Here is a 16,107-nt window from a genome sequence, read left to right as displayed (position 1 = left end):
CCTTGTTAAATTGTTTATATCTGAAATAGTTCATACAGAAGACTCCTTTTTGTTAAAATTATACTATAAATTCAACTTTGCAACAGAACCGATTTAATTATAGTAGATGAGATTGATCGTCTTAAAGTGCAACATTTAGAGCAATTAAGAGCTATTTATGATGAACATAATTTAGCAATGATATTTATTGGTATGCCAGGTATTGAGAAGAAATTATCTCGTTATCCTCAATTATATTCGCGCATAGGTTTTGCGCATGAATTTGATAATCTAAGCAAAGATGAAACGCATCATATATTAGAATATAAGTGGCAAGATTTAGGATTTGATTTAAAACTCGAAGATTTTACTGATTATGAGGCAATAACAACGATTATTAAAATTACAAAAGGGAATTTTAGGCTGATTCATCGTTTATTTGCGCAGATAGATAGAGTTATGGATATCAATGGCTTAGATAAAATCAGTACAGAAGTGGTAGAAACAGCTAGAGATAGTTTAGTCATAGGTATTCGTTAATAGAAAAAGCAATGTACTATATTAAAGTACATTGCTTTTTCTCATTTATTAGGTGAAATCAATCTCATATATCAAGTAAAGTGACAAAGAGGATTTTCTTTGTAATCTGAGTATCATAACTTGTATTATAATCAATGTGTCTTAAAAATTGAAGTTCATGAGTTTTTAGACTTGAATAAGACGTATCATTTGCCTCGAGAAGTATATTGTATGGATAAGATGTCATAAAACCATCCAAAAGGAGGAAATGAAATGGCGAAAATTGGTTATGCACGTGTATCAACACTAGATCAAAGTCTGGATGGACGAATTGATACACTTGAGGAATATGGTTGTGAACGTATCTTTAGCGAAAAAGCGAGTGGTCGCAAAAATATACGAACGGAACTTGATAAATGCTTAGATTATTTACGTGAAGGAGATATTTTAGTTATATACAACTAGATCGTCTTGGACGTACAACAAAACAGTTAATTGAACTATCGCAATGGTTAGATGAAAACGGCATTGATTTTCATATTATTGATATGAATGTATCAACCAAAGATGCAATGGGCAAGATGTTCTTTACAATGATGAGTGCATTCGCTGAACTTGAAGCTAACTTGTTAAGTGAACGAACTAAAAAAGGTTTGGAAGCTGTAAGAGCAAGAGGTCGAAAAGGTGGACATCCTTCATTACCTGATCATAAGAAAAGAGAGATTAAATTTTTATATGATGAGCAGAATCTCACAGGTGAAGAGATTGCGAAAAAAACAGGGGTTAGTCGTTCTACTGTATATAGAATAATAAAAATGAAGTAGTAAAAACAAATAATCACAGCAAGAAAACTAATAAAAGGAGAATCTCTAATTTGAAGATTCTCCTTTCATTAGTTTTTATAACCTTTATTATAATTTAACGAGAATTTTTGCTTGTGATTTATCGTTTACAAGTTGTTCAAATCCTGACTCTACAATATCATTTAACTCAATTTCATCAGTAACGACGTCTTTGACTTTTAAATTACCTTCGTTAATTAAGTCTATTGTTTGTTGAAATGTAGTAGGTGTATAAGCAATCGTCGAAGTAAGTTTTACACCTGTATTAGTTAATTGCATTGGATTCCATTCAATAGGATGACCGAATATAGAAACTATAACAACAATACCTCTTGCTTTAGTAACATCTATTGCAGATTTAAGTGTTGGCGCTACACCAGCTACCTCAAATGCTACATCAACGCCATTATCAGTGTATTTACTAATAACATCACTTGGATTTGATTCCCCAGAATTTATGTAATCAAAATAGACACACCCTTGTTGGATTATCTACTTCATTAATCCAACACATAACCCGAAGCATATATAAATAAAAGCTCCTAACCCGTTAGTTCAATAAACTAGGGGTTAGGAGCTTTATTTTGAGTTAATGGTTTATACCACGCGCTCTATTATTTATCTGAGTCTGAATCTTTAGTCCATTCTTTAACTTTATCTTGGTTGTCATCTACCCATTTAGCTGCTGCTTTTTTAGGTGATGTACCTTCTTGGATGTCTAACATAACTTCTTCCATGTCTTTTGTCTTCCAGTTAAAGTTGTCTAAAATTTCATAAGCTTTTGGACTATCTTTCTTCAAGTCTTTACGAGCCATTGTATTAATATGTTCTGCTTCACCGAATGAACCTTTAGGGTCTTTCAAGTATTTTAGATCATATTTTTGGAATTTCCAGTGTGGAGACCAACCAGTAACTACAATGTCGTCTTTTTTCTTCATTGCTTGACCTAATGTAGTAGCCATTGCACCTGAAGATGAAGTTTCAACTTCCCATCCATCTAAGTTGTAATCTTTAACTGCTTTTTCAGATGCTTTAACAACACCAGCACCTGGTTCAATTCCTACAATTTTCTTACCAGCTTGATCTTTCAAGTCTTCGATTGAATCACCATCGAAGTCTTCAGGAACTACTAAACCAATTTTAGCTCCTTTAAGGTTTGCACCTAAGTTATCAAGATCTTTTTTATGTTTTTTGTATAAATCACCATGAGTTCCTGGTAACCACGCACTAACTGTTGCGTCAGTTTCACCTGATGCTACAGATTCCCACATTACTGCGTTATCTAAAGGTGTAGCTTCTACGTTATAACCTTCATCTTCTAAAACTTTTTGTATTACATGTGTTGAGGCAACTTCTGAATCCCACTCAACGTAAGATAATTTAATATCTTTTTTACCTAAGTCTCCATCTTCACTTGAGCCGCCATTCCCGCAAGCCGCTAATACAAGTGCTAATGATAGCATAAGAACGAGTACACGCCATTTGTTATTCATTCTGAATCCTCCTAAGTTTATTTGTTTTTAGATGATTGAGTGAAGCGGTCAATGATGATAGCAAGAATAACGATACTTAGTCCTGCTACAAATCCTGTTCCTACTTCTGCACGTTGTAGAGAACTTAATACGTCTCTACCTAAACCTGGTGCCCCAATCATTGATGCTATAACAACCATTGATAAAGCTAACATGACAGTTTGGTTAACACCGGCCATGATTGATGCTTTAGCAAGAGGGAGTTGTACCTTAATTAATTTTTGCATTGAAGTCGTACCGAATGAGTCACTTGCTTCAATTAGTTCTGCAGATATTTGTCTAATACCTAAGTTTGTTAAACGGATAGTAGGTGGTGTCGCAAAAATAATAGAAGCGAATACACCTGGAACCATACCTATACCGAAAAATGCTACTGCTGGAATTAAATAAACAAATGCAGGCATTGTTTGCATAAAGTCTAATATTGGTTTCATAATTGCTTGGAAACGATCACTTCTAGACATTAGAATACCAAGTGGAACACCAATAATAACTGATAATAAACTACTGATAATAACTAACGTCATTGTATTCAGTAACTGATCCCATAATTCTTGGTTATAAATAAAGAGCAAGCCGATACCTACAAGAATAGGTGAGACGATTTTCTTATTCATAATGAAGTAAGCTAATATCATAACAATGATGATAAATACGAATGGATGTAACAAATCTAATAATGAAATGATGAACTGCATGAAGTTTCCTAAATACGTTTTAATAGGATCAAAAATAAAACTAAACGTATCAGTTAACCATTCAACAAACGAATCTGCCCATTCACCAAGAGGTAAGATAGGTAATAGATTAAGCATGATCCATCACCTCATTCCCTTGAGCTAACACATCGAATACTTCTTTGAAGTTTAATTTACCAACAATTTTGTCGTTCTCTTTAATCCAAAGTTCATGTGTTCCCGTTCTGAAATGTGGAAATGTTTCAAACAGTAGTGATTCTGCATCTATGAAAGTCTTATCGTCTGTCATTTCAACATTTTCTACTGAATCCATAATATGTTTAACTTTTAATACTTTAGAACGATCGATGTCTTTAACGAAATCTTTAACATAGTCGTTACCAGGGTTGATAACGATTTCTTCTGGTGTACCAACCTGAGCGATAGCACCATCTTTCATTAATGCGATACGATCCCCGATATGTAGTGCTTCGTCTAGGTCGTGTGTAATGAAAACAATTGTTTTTTTCATATCTTGTTGTAATTGTAATAGTTCATTCTGCATTTCTTTACGAATTAATGGGTCTAATGCTGAGAAAGCTTCATCCATTAATAGGATATCTGTGTCATTAGCTAAAGCTCTAGCTAAACCAACACGTTGTTGCATACCACCAGATAATTGATTTGGATATTGGTCTTTGTAACCATCAAGTCCAACCAATTTTAATGATTCTTCAGCTTTTGTTAATCGTTCTTTTTTCGGAACATCTTTAACTTCTAAACCAAAAGCAACATTCTCTACAACAGTTTTGAAGGGGAATAATGCGAAGCTTTGGAATACCATGCTTAAGTTATCTCTTCTGAAGTTTCTTAAATCTTCTTTGTTAAGAGAAGAAATATTATTTGAATTGATTAAGATATCGCCATCAGTTGGGTCTATTAATCGGTTAATCAAGCGAATTAGCGTTGATTTACCGCTCCCGGAAAGCCCCATGACTACGAATACCTCACCATCTTCAATAGTAAAGTTAGCGTTTTTAACGGCTACAGTAGAACCAGTTTCTTTAAGGATTTCGTCTTTTGACTTATTTTCCTTTAATAGTGATTTAACTTGGTCATTGTAATCGCCGAAAACTTTTGTAACGTCTTTGATTTGTATATTGCTCAAAATAACCAGTCCTTATCTATTTAATCGACTTATATTACACTAGCACAGTAAAATTTTATAGTCAAATTGATATTGCACAATTTATAACGTATTAAACTTAAATTCTTACGTGCAAAAATCATAAAAAGTTAATTAATTTTATAAGATATTAAATGCTCAAACCAGTATTAATAACAATAAAGAAAGCGCTTAATTTTTAGACATAAAGACGTGTTTCTTCATATTTAAAATAAGCGCTTTGAAAAAAGAATTTTTTTCTTTAAATTTTTTAAAAATTCAGTGTAATTATTAAGTTGTCATGAAGTCTCCACCGTTTACATGAATTACTTGTCCTGTTACATAAGTGGAATCTTGTGATGCTAAATATACATAGGCAGGTGCGTTTTCACTTGGCTGTCCTCTTCGACCTAGTGGCGTATCAGATCCAGCATTCTCAACTTTACTTTCATCGAATGTAGCTGGAATTAATGGTGTGTATATCGGACCAGGTGCAACAGCGTTCACTCGGATACCCTTATCAGCTAGTGTAGTTGCAAGCGATCTTGTGAATGATACGATAGCACCTTTAGTAGCTGAATAGTCAATAAGGTGAGCCGAACCTCGATATGCTGTTACGCTCGTTGTATTAACGATAGCATCACCTTTATTAAGGTGCGGTAAGACTGCCTGGGATAAATAGAACATTCCGAAAAAGTTTGTTTCGAATGTTTCTTGTAATTGTGATTTAGAAATATCCTCAAAATTATTTTGTGGATATTGAATACCACCGTTGTTAACGAGGATATTAATTTTGCCAAAGTCTTGTATCACATTATTTACTAATTCTTCTGCATGATTGTCTTTTTTTAGATCGTGTGAATAAGCTTTAGCTTTCGCACCGATTTCTTGTAATCTTTTTATAGCGTATTGCGCATCAGTATCTTCGTCATAATAAGATATCGCAACATCAGCGCCTTCTTTAGCAAATAAAATAGCTGTAGCTTCTCCAATGCCAGAATCTCCGCCGGTCACTAAAGCAACTTTACCTTTTAATTTGCCGCCAGCTTTATAATCTTCATCTTCTATAATAGGCTTCGGTTCCATTTCATGTTCAACGCCTGGTTGTACATCTTGTGTGTAACCTTCGATTTCTTCATGTTTCTTTTCAAATTTATCTTTCATGTAAAAATCATCACCTTTTCATTTAATGGTTATTATTTAACATACCCCGTCAATGAAAAATAAAACAGCTTAGACTTCTGGCTGAAATGTATTTAATATTGCATAACAGTTTTCTATTAGAGGTGTTGAAAGTTGATGTTTTTTACTTTGTTCTAGCAAATAACCTTGAATATATTCAATTTCAAGTGATTTATGATTGATGACATCATAGTACATACTTGTACCCATATCATCTGGGTATCCTGCATAAATATTCATGATACTGTCAATTAATTGCTCGTTAAAATGAATACCTTCAGCAGAAGCAATTCGTCTTCCTTCTATTAAAAGGTTACGACAAAGATTTTCTATACCATCTGATTTGAGTACTTTTGCTGTTTGGCGAGTTATAGCTGTTACAGTGTTAATACCTAAATTGACGAGTAGTTTATACCAGACTTGTTCGTAGTAGTCTTCGATACATTCAATATTTAAAATGCTATCTTTAGTTAAACTCTTTAGTAACAAAGTATCATTATTGATAGGTAACTTTAATGTCCAATCTCTAAAATGGGTAACTTGTTGATCTGTTTTTTGACCACTAATGTAAACAACCGCTTGATATACATGAGAATGGTTAATCTGTTTAAGCTGACCATAACCGTTCTGAGTTAGTATAATAACTGTTTTATCATGTGTGATATTTATTAAATGAGGTGTGATTTGATCGAGTTGAGTAGTCTTAACAGCTATAAATAAAATATCAAATGTTTCTGTTGAGGATTTAAGTGACGCTACGGGCAATGTATGAATTGCTTGCTCATTGTAATCTTGAAATTGAACTTCTGAATTTTCTCTGCCTAATAATGTAACATCAAGAGCGTTTTCTCGTAAGGCAAAAGCAATTGCTGTACCAACTGCACCTGGACCAATTATTCCAAACTTTTTCATTTATTATTTTCCTTTCGGTGTTATTATATATATAATAACAAAAATTTAAGGGTGGTACGGGATGAAAACAATTAAAGAATTGTTAGTCATGAAAGAACAAACAGAAAAAATTTCAATGATTACTGCGTATGATTATCCAAGTGCTAAGCAAGCAGAATCAGCACAAATTGATACGATATTAGTCGGTGATTCATTAGGCATGGTTGTACTAGGATACGATAGTACAGTTGAAGTAACGATGGACGATATGATTCATCATGCTAAGGCAGTAAGAAGAGGTGCACCAAATACTTTTGTAGTAGTTGATGTTCCATTTGGCGCTATCGGAATAGACGATGCAACAGATATCAAAAATGCTATTGATTTATACAAAGAAACAAAAGGGAATGCCGTCAAAATAGAAGGCATGCACACAAATTTAATCGAACGTTGCACGCAAATCGGCGTACCAGTCGTTTCCCATTTAGGATTAACACCACAAAGTGTTGGCATAACAGGATATAAGTTACAAGCAAGTTCTAAAGAAGATGCAGAACAGTTAATTAAACATGCACAAGAAGTAGAAGCTGCAGGAGCAGTTATGCTTGTATTAGAAGCAATACCGAGTGACTTAGCAGAAGTCATTAGTGAAAAGCTGACTATCCCTGTCATCGGTATCGGAGCAGGTAAAGGAACAGATGGCCAAGTATTGGTATATCACGATTTATTAAACTACGGTTCAGAACATGTTGCTAAGTTCGTTAAACAATATGGAAACTTTTCAACTGGAGTAGATGCGTTGAATAATTATCATAAAGAAGTTAAGAGTGGCGCTTTCCCTTCAGAAGAATTTACGTATAAAAAGAAAGTGATGGGAGAGACAGGTAAGTGACTCAAGTAATTGAATATATAAAAGAAATGATGAATATTTCTTCAAAATATAAAGTACAAAATAAGACTATTGGACTTGTACCAACGATGGGTGCTTTACATGACGGTCATTTAAAAATGATGAAACAATCTATTCAAGAAAATGACATAACAGTCGTGAGTATATTCGTAAATCCATTACAATTTGGGCCAAACGAAGACTTTGACGATTATCCAAGACCTTTTGAAGAAGACTTAAATAAACTGAAACAAATAGGTGTAGATTTTGTTTTTCATCCAACAGTAGAAGAGATGTATCCAGGAGAATTAAGTTTGTCTATTACAGTAGGATATTTAGCTACTGTGTTGGAAGGTAAGAAACGACCAGGACATTTTGACGGTGTAGTAACAGTTGTTAATAAATTATTTAATATAATAGAACCAACAAAAGCATACTTCGGGAAAAAAGATGCACAACAATTAGCCATTATCGAAAAAATGGTCCAAGACTTTAATCATAATATAGAAATTGTACCTATTGATATAGTCAGAGAAGAAGACGGTTTAGCCAAAAGCTCAAGAAATGTATATTTAACAGAAGAAGAAAGAACAGAAGCGGTACATTTATCTAAAAGCTTACAAAAAGCTAAAGAATTATATGAAGCAGGCGAAAGAAATAGCAAAGTGTTAATAGAAGCTATTACAACATATTTAGAAAAAAATGTGAGCGGAGAGATAGTAGAAGTCGCAGTATATAGCTACCCCGAACTCATAGAACAACAAACCATTAAGGGACAAATCTTCATATCATTAGCCGTTAAATTCTCACAAGCACGATTGATAGATAATGTGATTATATAAAATCTTAGTGGAGATAAGTATATAGGAAAATGAAAAGCAGTAGAAAATCATGGTCAAAACCATATTTCTACTGCTTTTTTGTATTTGCGGTTCGATAATTATATTTTATCGACCTGTATTTTGCATATATGGAAATATAATGACGAAAATACGTCCTTATTTATCAATAGCATGACTCAAATACAAAAAAGCTACATCCAACAAATCAACTTTTAGAGCGCACAACAATTTTTTAATAAAGAAAATGTTCATTTCATTAATGGTATCGGTGTTAATTTAAGTGAATATAATGCTGTTAATATTGATAATCATACGAGTATTAGAGAGGAATTAGGCTTAGATTCAAATGATATCATCATCAGTTACGTGGCAGAAATGAGTAAAAGAAAAAATCAGCTATACTTACTTAAAAATTGGAAAAAGATTATGTATAAATGTCCACGTGCAAAGTTAGTGCTCATCGGTAGTGGGGAAATGGGAGAAGTATATAAAGAATATGTGGCGAATCACAACCTTGAAGGCGTTATATTTGCAGGATATAGACAAGATATTAAAGAAATAATCTATCAGTCAGACATCGTTGCTTTATTATCAACTCAAGAAGGATTACCGAGATGTGTATTAGAAGGCATGGCATTGCATAAGCCATTAATAGTAAGTCATATACGTGGTAATACGGATTTAGTACAAAACGGAATTAATGGTTTCACAATCGAATTAGATAATGACGAAGAATTAATAGATAAGTTTATAACGTTAATTCAGAACAAAAAATTACGTCATAATATGGGCTTGAATAATGAACAAATAAAAGAAAGATATTCCGAAACTACTGTGCTAGAACAAATGAAATGTATATACGATAAAGTATTATCAAAATAAACAAAGGCGTGATTCAATGTTAAAAAGAACATTAGATATAACGGTCTCATTCTCTGCTTTAATAGTTTCAGCTCCTGTTATTTTAGGAACTGCAATAGTAATCAACAAAAAGATTGGCAAACCTATATTTTTTAAGCAAACGAGACCAGGTAAAGATGAAAAGCCATTTGAGATTTTAAAATTTAGAACAATGACAGATGAAAGAGACCTAAATGGTGAGCTATTACCTGATAAAGATAGAATGACAAAGACAGGGGATTTCATTCGTAAAACGAGTATAGACGAACTACCACAATTAATTAATGTATTAAAAGGTGATTTAAGTCTAGTAGGGCCAAGACCACTCTTGATGGACTACTTACCGTTATATACAGAAGAACAAAGAAAGCGACATCTCGTAAAACCTGGTATAACAGGATGGGCACAGGTGAATGGCCGTAACACTATATCTTGGGAAGAAAAATTCAAATTAGATGTGTGGTATGTGGAAAATCAATCATTTAAGTTAGATATGTTTATCTTATATAAGACGATTATGAATGTCATCAAAAGAAAAGATATTACAGCTGCTAACCATGTAACAATGGAGAAATTTAGAGGTAATCCACTATGAAACCTATACTGTTAATAGGAAATGGCGGCCAGGCGAAAGTAGTTAAAGAAATAATTGATTTAAGTGATGAATATGAGCTTAAAGGCTATTTAACGGATGACATAACAGAATATCACAAAGAAGAAAATTTAATATACGATAATCTGAAAAATATTCATTTATATAAAGCGGAATATGTATTCCATATTGCTATAGGTAATAATTATATAAGAAAGAGATTGTTTAATAGACTAGCAATTTCAATTGAACAATTTCCTGTTCTGACACATCCATCAGCGATTGTTAGTTCATCAGCGAAAATAGAGAACGGGACAGTCGTGATGGCAAATAGTGTTATAAACGCAGAAACATCAATTGGTAAACATAACATTATCAACACAGGATCCATCATCGAGCATGATAACGTCATTAAAGACTATGTCCATATCTCACCGAATTCAACGCTAACAGGAGGCGTAGAAGTTGGAGAAGCATCACAAATAGGTGCTAGCGCTACAGTATTACCAGCATTAAAAATTGGCGACGACGCAATTGTTGGGGCTGGCGCTACAGTGGTAAATCATGTCGAAAATCATCAAATAGTAGTTGGGACACCTGCAAAGCCTATTAGGAGGTAGGTAGAATGAATCAAACAATATATTTATCATCGCCTCACATGGGAGGAAATGAACAAAAATATATAGACAGTGCTTTCAAACAAAATTGGATTGCACCGCTTGGAGAAAATGTAACTGAATTCGAGAACACTGTTAAAAATTATGTCCAAGTAGAACATGCTTTAGCAGTTGGAAGCGGGACATTCGCTTTACATTTAGCATTAATAGAATGTGGAGTAAGTGAAGGAGATATTGTGCTTTGTTCTTCTTTAACATTTTGCGCAACTTCTAATCCTATTTTATATCAAAAAGCGACACCAGTATTTATCGACTCTGAAATGGATACATGGAATATGTCGCCACGTGCTTTACGCAAAGCTTTAGAAAAATATACTGAGGTAGGTAAACGACCTAAAGCTGTTATAGTTGTGAATTTATACGGACAGTCAGCCAAAATGGATGAAATTCAAGCGTTGTGTGACGAATACAACGTAAAGTTAATAGAAGACGCAGCAGAGTCGTTAGGGTCAGAATATAAAGGTAAGAAAAGTGGAAGTTTCGGAGATTACGCGATATTTTCATTCAACGGGAATAAAATTATTACAACGAGCGGTGGAGGTATGCTTGTCTCAAGCAATGGAGAGAGTATAGAACATGCATTATATTTAGCGACTCAAGCACGGGATAAAGCCATTCATTATCAACATAGTGAGTTAGGTTATAATTATCGACTAAGTAATATTTCAGCAGGTATAGGTAGAGGCCAAATGGAAGTATTAGAAGAACGTGTAAATCAAAGAAGAGCTATATTTGATACTTATTACGACGTATTAAATAAAATAGAAGGATTTCAATTCCAACCAGAATTAGAGAACAGTAAATCTAATAGATGGCTAACAGCTTTAACGATAGACTCAGAAAAGACAGGATTTACTGCTAAAACGTTAATAGAATACCTACATCAACATAATATTGAGGCGAGGCCAGTGTGGAAACCGATGCACTTGCAACCATTGTATGAGGGGTATGACTACATATTTGAAAAAGAAGATAGTTCGAAAAAACTATTTGAAACAGGGGTATGTCTTCCGTCAGGCTCAAATATGACAGAAGAACAATTGAATATTGTTATTGAACATATAAATAAACTTGCAAAACAATATAACTAAAAAGTAAAAGAGGAAGGGAAAATGAAAGTTTTAGTTCTAGGTGGTGCAGGATATATTGGATCTCATGCAGTAGATCAATTAATTGAGGAAGGGTTTGATGTAGTAGTAGTCGATAATTTAGAAACAGGACATAAAGAAGCCATACATCATAAAGCTAAATTTTATGAAGGGGACTGTAGAAATATAGCGTTTATGGAAAATGTATTTAAAAACGAGAAAGTTCATGCAGTCATGCACTTCTGTGCATACTCACTAGTTGGCGAATCTATGAAAAAGCCACTTAAATATTTTAATAATAATATGTATGGTATGCAGGTGTTACTCGAAACAATGAAAAAATACTCAATCGACAAATTAATATTTTCATCAACTGCAGCAGTGTATGGCGAAGTAGAGCAAGTACCTATTAAAGAAGAAACGATATTACAACCAACAAATCCATACGGTGAATCAAAATTAGTAATGGAAAAGATGGTTAAATGGGCAAACAAAGCATATGGATTAAATTATATAGCATTAAGATACTTTAACGTAGCCGGTGCAAAAGCTGGCGCAACAATAGGCGAAGACCATAACCCAGAAACACATTTAATACCGATAATATTAGAAGTAGCATTAGGAAAAAGAAAAGAAATTGCTATATACGGAAATGACTACCCAACAAAAGACGGAACATGTATAAGAGACTACTTACACGTATCAGACTTGGTGGACGCACATATAAAAGCGTTGAAATACTTAAATGATAGTGGCGAGAGCCAATCAATAAATTTAGGCAGTTCAAAAGGGTATTCCGTTCTAGAAATTATTGAAGCAGCAAGAAAAGTAACAGGTCATAACATTCCATGCAAAGTAGAACAAAGAAGAGCAGGCGATCCAAGTATACTTATTGCTTCAACAGAAAAAGCAGTCGAAAAATTAAACTTCAAACCAAAATATACAGATATAGAAGAAATTATAAAAACAGCATGGGCATTTCATAAGAAGTATCCAGAAGGGTATTTATAAACAAAAAAATTGTAGAGATGTAACATAAAATTAAAAAGTAAGAATTTAGTAAAATACAGAATTCTTACTTTTAATTCGTATATTATTAACTTATATTTTTATATTCCAAATTGTTTAATCATATGTTTCATTATTCTATCGCAGGCTTTTTTATCTTTAAATTTATACAAATGTGCTAAATCTAAATCACTATCTGCTTTAATATTTTTTAATTCATTAATAAGTTCATGGTCATTTTTAACAACTTTACCTGGTAACTCAATATTATTAATAGATTTTAATTGTTTTTCCATGATTTGTGGTGGCTGATAATATAATACTTTTTTGCCCATAATTGCAAAATCAAGTCCGACACTAGAATAGTCAGTGACAAGAACATTACTATTATATAATAAATCTTTAATGTCATGCTCTTCATTACTTAAAGTATTTACTATATTAGATTTAAATAAATGATTGTATTTTTGAAAATTACGATGTAAAAATAAATTAACTATATAATTATTTGAATTCACCATTTTTTTAAAATCACTATTATTAATAAGGTTATTAAATGTTTTATAAAAGTCAGTTTTCATAAAATCATCGTCAGATAAAACATCTTGTGCTGGGCGCCAAGTGGGCATTAATAGTATACTCTTCTTTTTTTTCAACTTTTTAATAATATTTCTTTTCTCTTTAATTAACATATCAAATCTTGGTAATCCCGTTAGAATTGCTTCATCATTAGAAAAACCATAACCATTTACAATTATTTTTTTTTCTCTCTCTGAAGATACAACAAACAAATCAGTAAATCTTTCATGTGGTTTTCTAGCATACATTCCACGTAAATTCCTAACACCAATAATCCCGTGTTGTAAAAATACTCTCTTTTTAGTTGATAATTCTCTCTCTAACTCATTTGCTCTAAAAGGTAAAGTGTAATAAGAAGTATGAGTATGACATATAACATCTGCTTCATATAATACTTTTAAATTGTCTGGTGATTTATAATACACTACATTATCTTTATATTTTTCTAAATTTTTTAAATCACTACTATTTTGATTAATTATATAGTAGATATTATATTTTTTAGAGTAATTCTTCATAAGATATTCAAAAAACACTAAGCCATTATCTTGTGCACTTGATGGATATTCTATACAAACTATAGTAGTTTTATTATTTTTTATATTTTTCTTTTTTATTTCATTTATATAATACAAATAAGTATCTTTTGGTAAAATAGTTATTTTAAATGATAAGTAACCATGAAAAGTCCGATAGAATCTAACTAACATTTGATTATCATTATCAAATGTTATCCAATTTTCATCATTATAATAAAGTTTATCTTTTTCAAAAAACTTTATCTTTGGAGTCAAATTGGTTAAAGGAAATTCATTTATTTTATAATTGAAGAACACATCATATACATTAAAATCATAATTTAATATATCGGCATCTTCACCTAATAATTTTGTAATATTCTGTACATCCAAAATTATAGTAGCATAAATTCTATATCTATTATTACTTTCTTTAAAACAGTCGAAATTATCCACTGGAATATTTATTTGTTTTTTTGTCTTTCTGATAACAATTGTAGATGACATAGATGTAGGTAAGAAGTATTTAGAGACGAATTCAAAATATAAATGGATTTCTTCACCAATAACTTTTGTCCCTTTATACTCAGCATCTCTATTATAAAGGTGATTTAAAGAGGGCTTCTTATTATAAATCAAAGATAAATTATTTCTAGAATTAATATAGATGTAATATCTATTTTTACCATTTTTTAGAAGTGAATTCTTCCCAAAATTCACTTCTTCTTGGTCAATGTCAATATTTATTATTTTATCGTTTTCATTATAGAGTAATAGTTGTTCATTGGGATCTGTTAAAAACTCTTGTAAGTCATTGTAAGATAATATAAATTTGTCATTTTCCTTTTTGAAATTGAGTTTATTATTTTTATGATAAACATAAATATTTTTATATTCAACATCACTCAAAATAAACTCATTGTTAATAACTCTTAATTTCATTTTATAACCCCGTTTTTATTATTATGCTAATAATTATATCAATCCTATAATTATATTCAATATACTTTTTAAAATATTTAATATTTTTTGTATTGTAATTTAAAGTTAAGTAATTTTTGGTTTTATGTTACTAGAATGTGATATTTATTAAAAAATCATGATTTCATTCAAAGAAGCTCTCTATAGTTGTATATCAATATTTTGTAGTTTAATATTAATGATAATAGAAACTAGAGAAAGAGGTATACAAATGAAAAATCTGATACCAGTTATATTAGTCATATGTTTCACAATATTTACGGGTTATTTAATGATAACGGGGGAAATGGGTACCGATGAAAAAGATGATAAAGCTACAGAACAAAAGAAAGATGCTAAATCATCTAAAGAAAAGAAAGAGAAAACGGAAGAAAAACAAGATTCAGAAATGAAAATAAATAATCAACAAGACTTAGCTGAAATTATCTATAGCAAAAAAGATGAAAAAACAAAAATGGATGCATATAACCAAGCAGTCGAAAAGAAAATATTACCGCGCAGTAATAATTACCAAGAAGCGGTGTACGCATATGAAGAATCAGTGCAAATTAAAGAAAGTAAAAGTGAATAGAAGGAATATTAAAAGCCCTACACACGCATTCAGAATAGAAGCGTGTGCAGGGCTTTTGTGTTGTGTTTAATCAACTATCTCCATATAATTCTTTTTTAATTTGAGTTGTTGAAATGCCTTCTGTTCGATTTAAATATATAACTTCGCATAGGTCTTTAAGGAAATCAAACTCACCTTCCCAATCATGACCCATTAAAAATGTATCTACATTGTATTCTTTAACGTCTTTTACTTTTTGTTCCCATTCATTTTCAGGAATAACAAGATCAACGAATTGAATAGATTCTAACATCATCTTTCTTTGTTCATAACTATAATAAGATTTTTTGTCTTTTAATTTATTAAAATTGTCAGTAGAAAGTGCCACAATCAAATAATCGCCATATTCTTTAGCTCTTCTAAGTAATTCTATATGTCCGTAATGTAGCAAATCATATGTACCATAAGTAATGACTCTTTTCATAATGAACCTCCTTATAACATTATATAAATGTTAATATATTGCAAACGTAATGTAAACGATTATCTAACAGAAAGTAAAAATAACAATTTTAAAAGCTCTGACCATTTTAAGGTTAGAGTTTTTTTATTAAGAAGTAGATGCCATTACATATTAAAAATATATAATTATTTTTAAATATAGATGAACCGAAAATATAATTGTAAATTAATAGT

The 16,107-nt window shown here is 31.6% G+C and carries 15 protein-coding genes and 3 pseudogenes; 10 read left to right on the top strand and 8 right to left on the bottom strand.

Features of this window, described 5'->3' with window-relative positions:
* Positions 1-90: 90 nt before the first annotated feature.
* Together LQ688_RS13000 and LQ688_RS12995 are read left to right on the top strand one after the other, a co-directional pair.
* Positions 91-519, top strand: a pseudogene (locus tag LQ688_RS13000) (AAA family ATPase); the annotation flags it as partial.
* Between the two features lie 252 nt (positions 520-771).
* A pseudogene (locus LQ688_RS12995) lies at positions 772-1,322 on the top strand (recombinase family protein).
* A gap of 87 nt (positions 1,323-1,409) precedes the next feature.
* On the opposite strand, the pseudogene LQ688_RS12990 reads toward LQ688_RS12995, so the two are convergent.
* From LQ688_RS12990 to LQ688_RS12965, 6 genes and pseudogenes are all read right to left on the bottom strand, one after another.
* Positions 1,410-1,799, bottom strand: a pseudogene (locus LQ688_RS12990) (zinc-binding dehydrogenase); the annotation flags it as partial.
* A gap of 155 nt (positions 1,800-1,954) precedes the next feature.
* Positions 1,955-2,833, bottom strand: a complete 879-nt coding sequence (locus tag LQ688_RS12985; RefSeq protein ID WP_017000277.1) for a glycine betaine ABC transporter substrate-binding protein — start codon at positions 2,831-2,833, stop codon at positions 1,955-1,957.
* A gap of 17 nt (positions 2,834-2,850) precedes the next feature.
* The gene (locus tag LQ688_RS12980; protein ID WP_239732604.1) at positions 2,851-3,687 is read right to left on the bottom strand and encodes an ABC transporter permease; all 837 of its coding nucleotides are present in this window, start codon (positions 3,685-3,687) and stop codon (positions 2,851-2,853) included.
* The gene (locus LQ688_RS12975) at positions 3,680-4,717 is read right to left on the bottom strand and encodes a quaternary amine ABC transporter ATP-binding protein (protein WP_064205267.1); all 1,038 of its coding nucleotides are present in this window, start codon (positions 4,715-4,717) and stop codon (positions 3,680-3,682) included. The genes LQ688_RS12980 and LQ688_RS12975 overlap by 8 nt, the downstream gene beginning before the upstream one ends.
* A gap of 288 nt (positions 4,718-5,005) precedes the next feature.
* Positions 5,006-5,878 (bottom strand): SDR family oxidoreductase, encoded by an 873-nt coding sequence (locus LQ688_RS12970; protein WP_064205268.1) that lies wholly within the window; start codon positions 5,876-5,878, stop codon positions 5,006-5,008.
* 69 nt (positions 5,879-5,947) lie between these two features.
* On the bottom strand, positions 5,948-6,808 hold the full coding sequence (locus tag LQ688_RS12965; RefSeq protein WP_239732605.1) for an oxidoreductase: 861 nt from the start codon (positions 6,806-6,808) through the stop codon (positions 5,948-5,950).
* Between the two features lie 61 nt (positions 6,809-6,869).
* On the opposite strand from LQ688_RS12965, the gene panB reads away from it, so the two are divergent.
* The 7 genes from panB (at position 6,870) to galE (ending at position 12,786) form a co-directional block, all read left to right on the top strand.
* A complete protein-coding gene (gene panB / locus LQ688_RS12960) occupies positions 6,870-7,679 on the top strand; it encodes a 3-methyl-2-oxobutanoate hydroxymethyltransferase (RefSeq protein WP_218729845.1) in 810 nt (269 codons plus the stop codon).
* The gene (gene panC, locus LQ688_RS12955) at positions 7,676-8,518 is read left to right on the top strand and encodes a pantoate--beta-alanine ligase (protein ID WP_239752860.1); all 843 of its coding nucleotides are present in this window, start codon (positions 7,676-7,678) and stop codon (positions 8,516-8,518) included. Before panB ends, panC begins: the two co-directional genes overlap by 4 nt.
* A 255-nt stretch (positions 8,519-8,773) precedes the next feature.
* Complete coding sequence (locus LQ688_RS12950) at positions 8,774-9,400, top strand: glycosyltransferase (protein ID WP_345773185.1); 627 nt, start codon at positions 8,774-8,776, stop codon at positions 9,398-9,400.
* A gap of 16 nt (positions 9,401-9,416) precedes the next feature.
* Positions 9,417-10,013, top strand: a complete 597-nt coding sequence (locus LQ688_RS12945) for a sugar transferase (RefSeq protein WP_064205273.1) — start codon at positions 9,417-9,419, stop codon at positions 10,011-10,013.
* On the top strand, positions 10,010-10,630 hold the full coding sequence (locus tag LQ688_RS12940; protein WP_239724428.1) for an acetyltransferase: 621 nt from the start codon (positions 10,010-10,012) through the stop codon (positions 10,628-10,630). Before LQ688_RS12945 ends, LQ688_RS12940 begins: the two co-directional genes overlap by 4 nt.
* 5 nt (positions 10,631-10,635) lie before the next feature.
* A complete protein-coding gene (locus LQ688_RS12935) occupies positions 10,636-11,778 on the top strand; it encodes an aminotransferase class I/II-fold pyridoxal phosphate-dependent enzyme (RefSeq protein WP_239752858.1) in 1,143 nt (380 codons plus the stop codon).
* Positions 11,779-11,799: 21 nt separating this feature from the next.
* Positions 11,800-12,786 (top strand): UDP-glucose 4-epimerase GalE, encoded by a 987-nt coding sequence (gene galE / locus LQ688_RS12930; protein ID WP_239752857.1) that lies wholly within the window; start codon positions 11,800-11,802, stop codon positions 12,784-12,786.
* Positions 12,787-12,884: 98 nt separating this feature from the next.
* Here the strand turns inward: galE and LQ688_RS12925 are convergent, their stop codons facing one another.
* A complete protein-coding gene (locus LQ688_RS12925; RefSeq protein ID WP_070045306.1) occupies positions 12,885-14,822 on the bottom strand; it encodes a CDP-glycerol glycerophosphotransferase family protein in 1,938 nt (645 codons plus the stop codon).
* 250 nt (positions 14,823-15,072) lie between these two features.
* Here LQ688_RS12925 and LQ688_RS12920 point away from each other — a divergent pair, with 250 nt between their 5' ends.
* Positions 15,073-15,432 (top strand): hypothetical protein, encoded by a 360-nt coding sequence (locus tag LQ688_RS12920; protein WP_070045304.1) that lies wholly within the window; start codon positions 15,073-15,075, stop codon positions 15,430-15,432.
* A gap of 70 nt (positions 15,433-15,502) precedes the next feature.
* On the opposite strand, the gene tagD is transcribed toward LQ688_RS12920, so the two are convergent.
* Positions 15,503-15,895 (bottom strand): glycerol-3-phosphate cytidylyltransferase, encoded by a 393-nt coding sequence (gene tagD / locus LQ688_RS12915; protein WP_070045303.1) that lies wholly within the window; start codon positions 15,893-15,895, stop codon positions 15,503-15,505.
* Positions 15,896-16,107: the final 212 nt, after the last annotated feature.

Origin of the sequence: Mammaliicoccus sp. J-M40 (assembly GCF_022386395.1) — a bacterium.
GTDB lineage: Bacteria > Bacillota > Bacilli > Staphylococcales > Staphylococcaceae > Mammaliicoccus > Mammaliicoccus lentus.
Note: the sequence above shows the minus strand (reverse complement) of the source record. Positions and strands in the feature narration are given on the sequence as shown.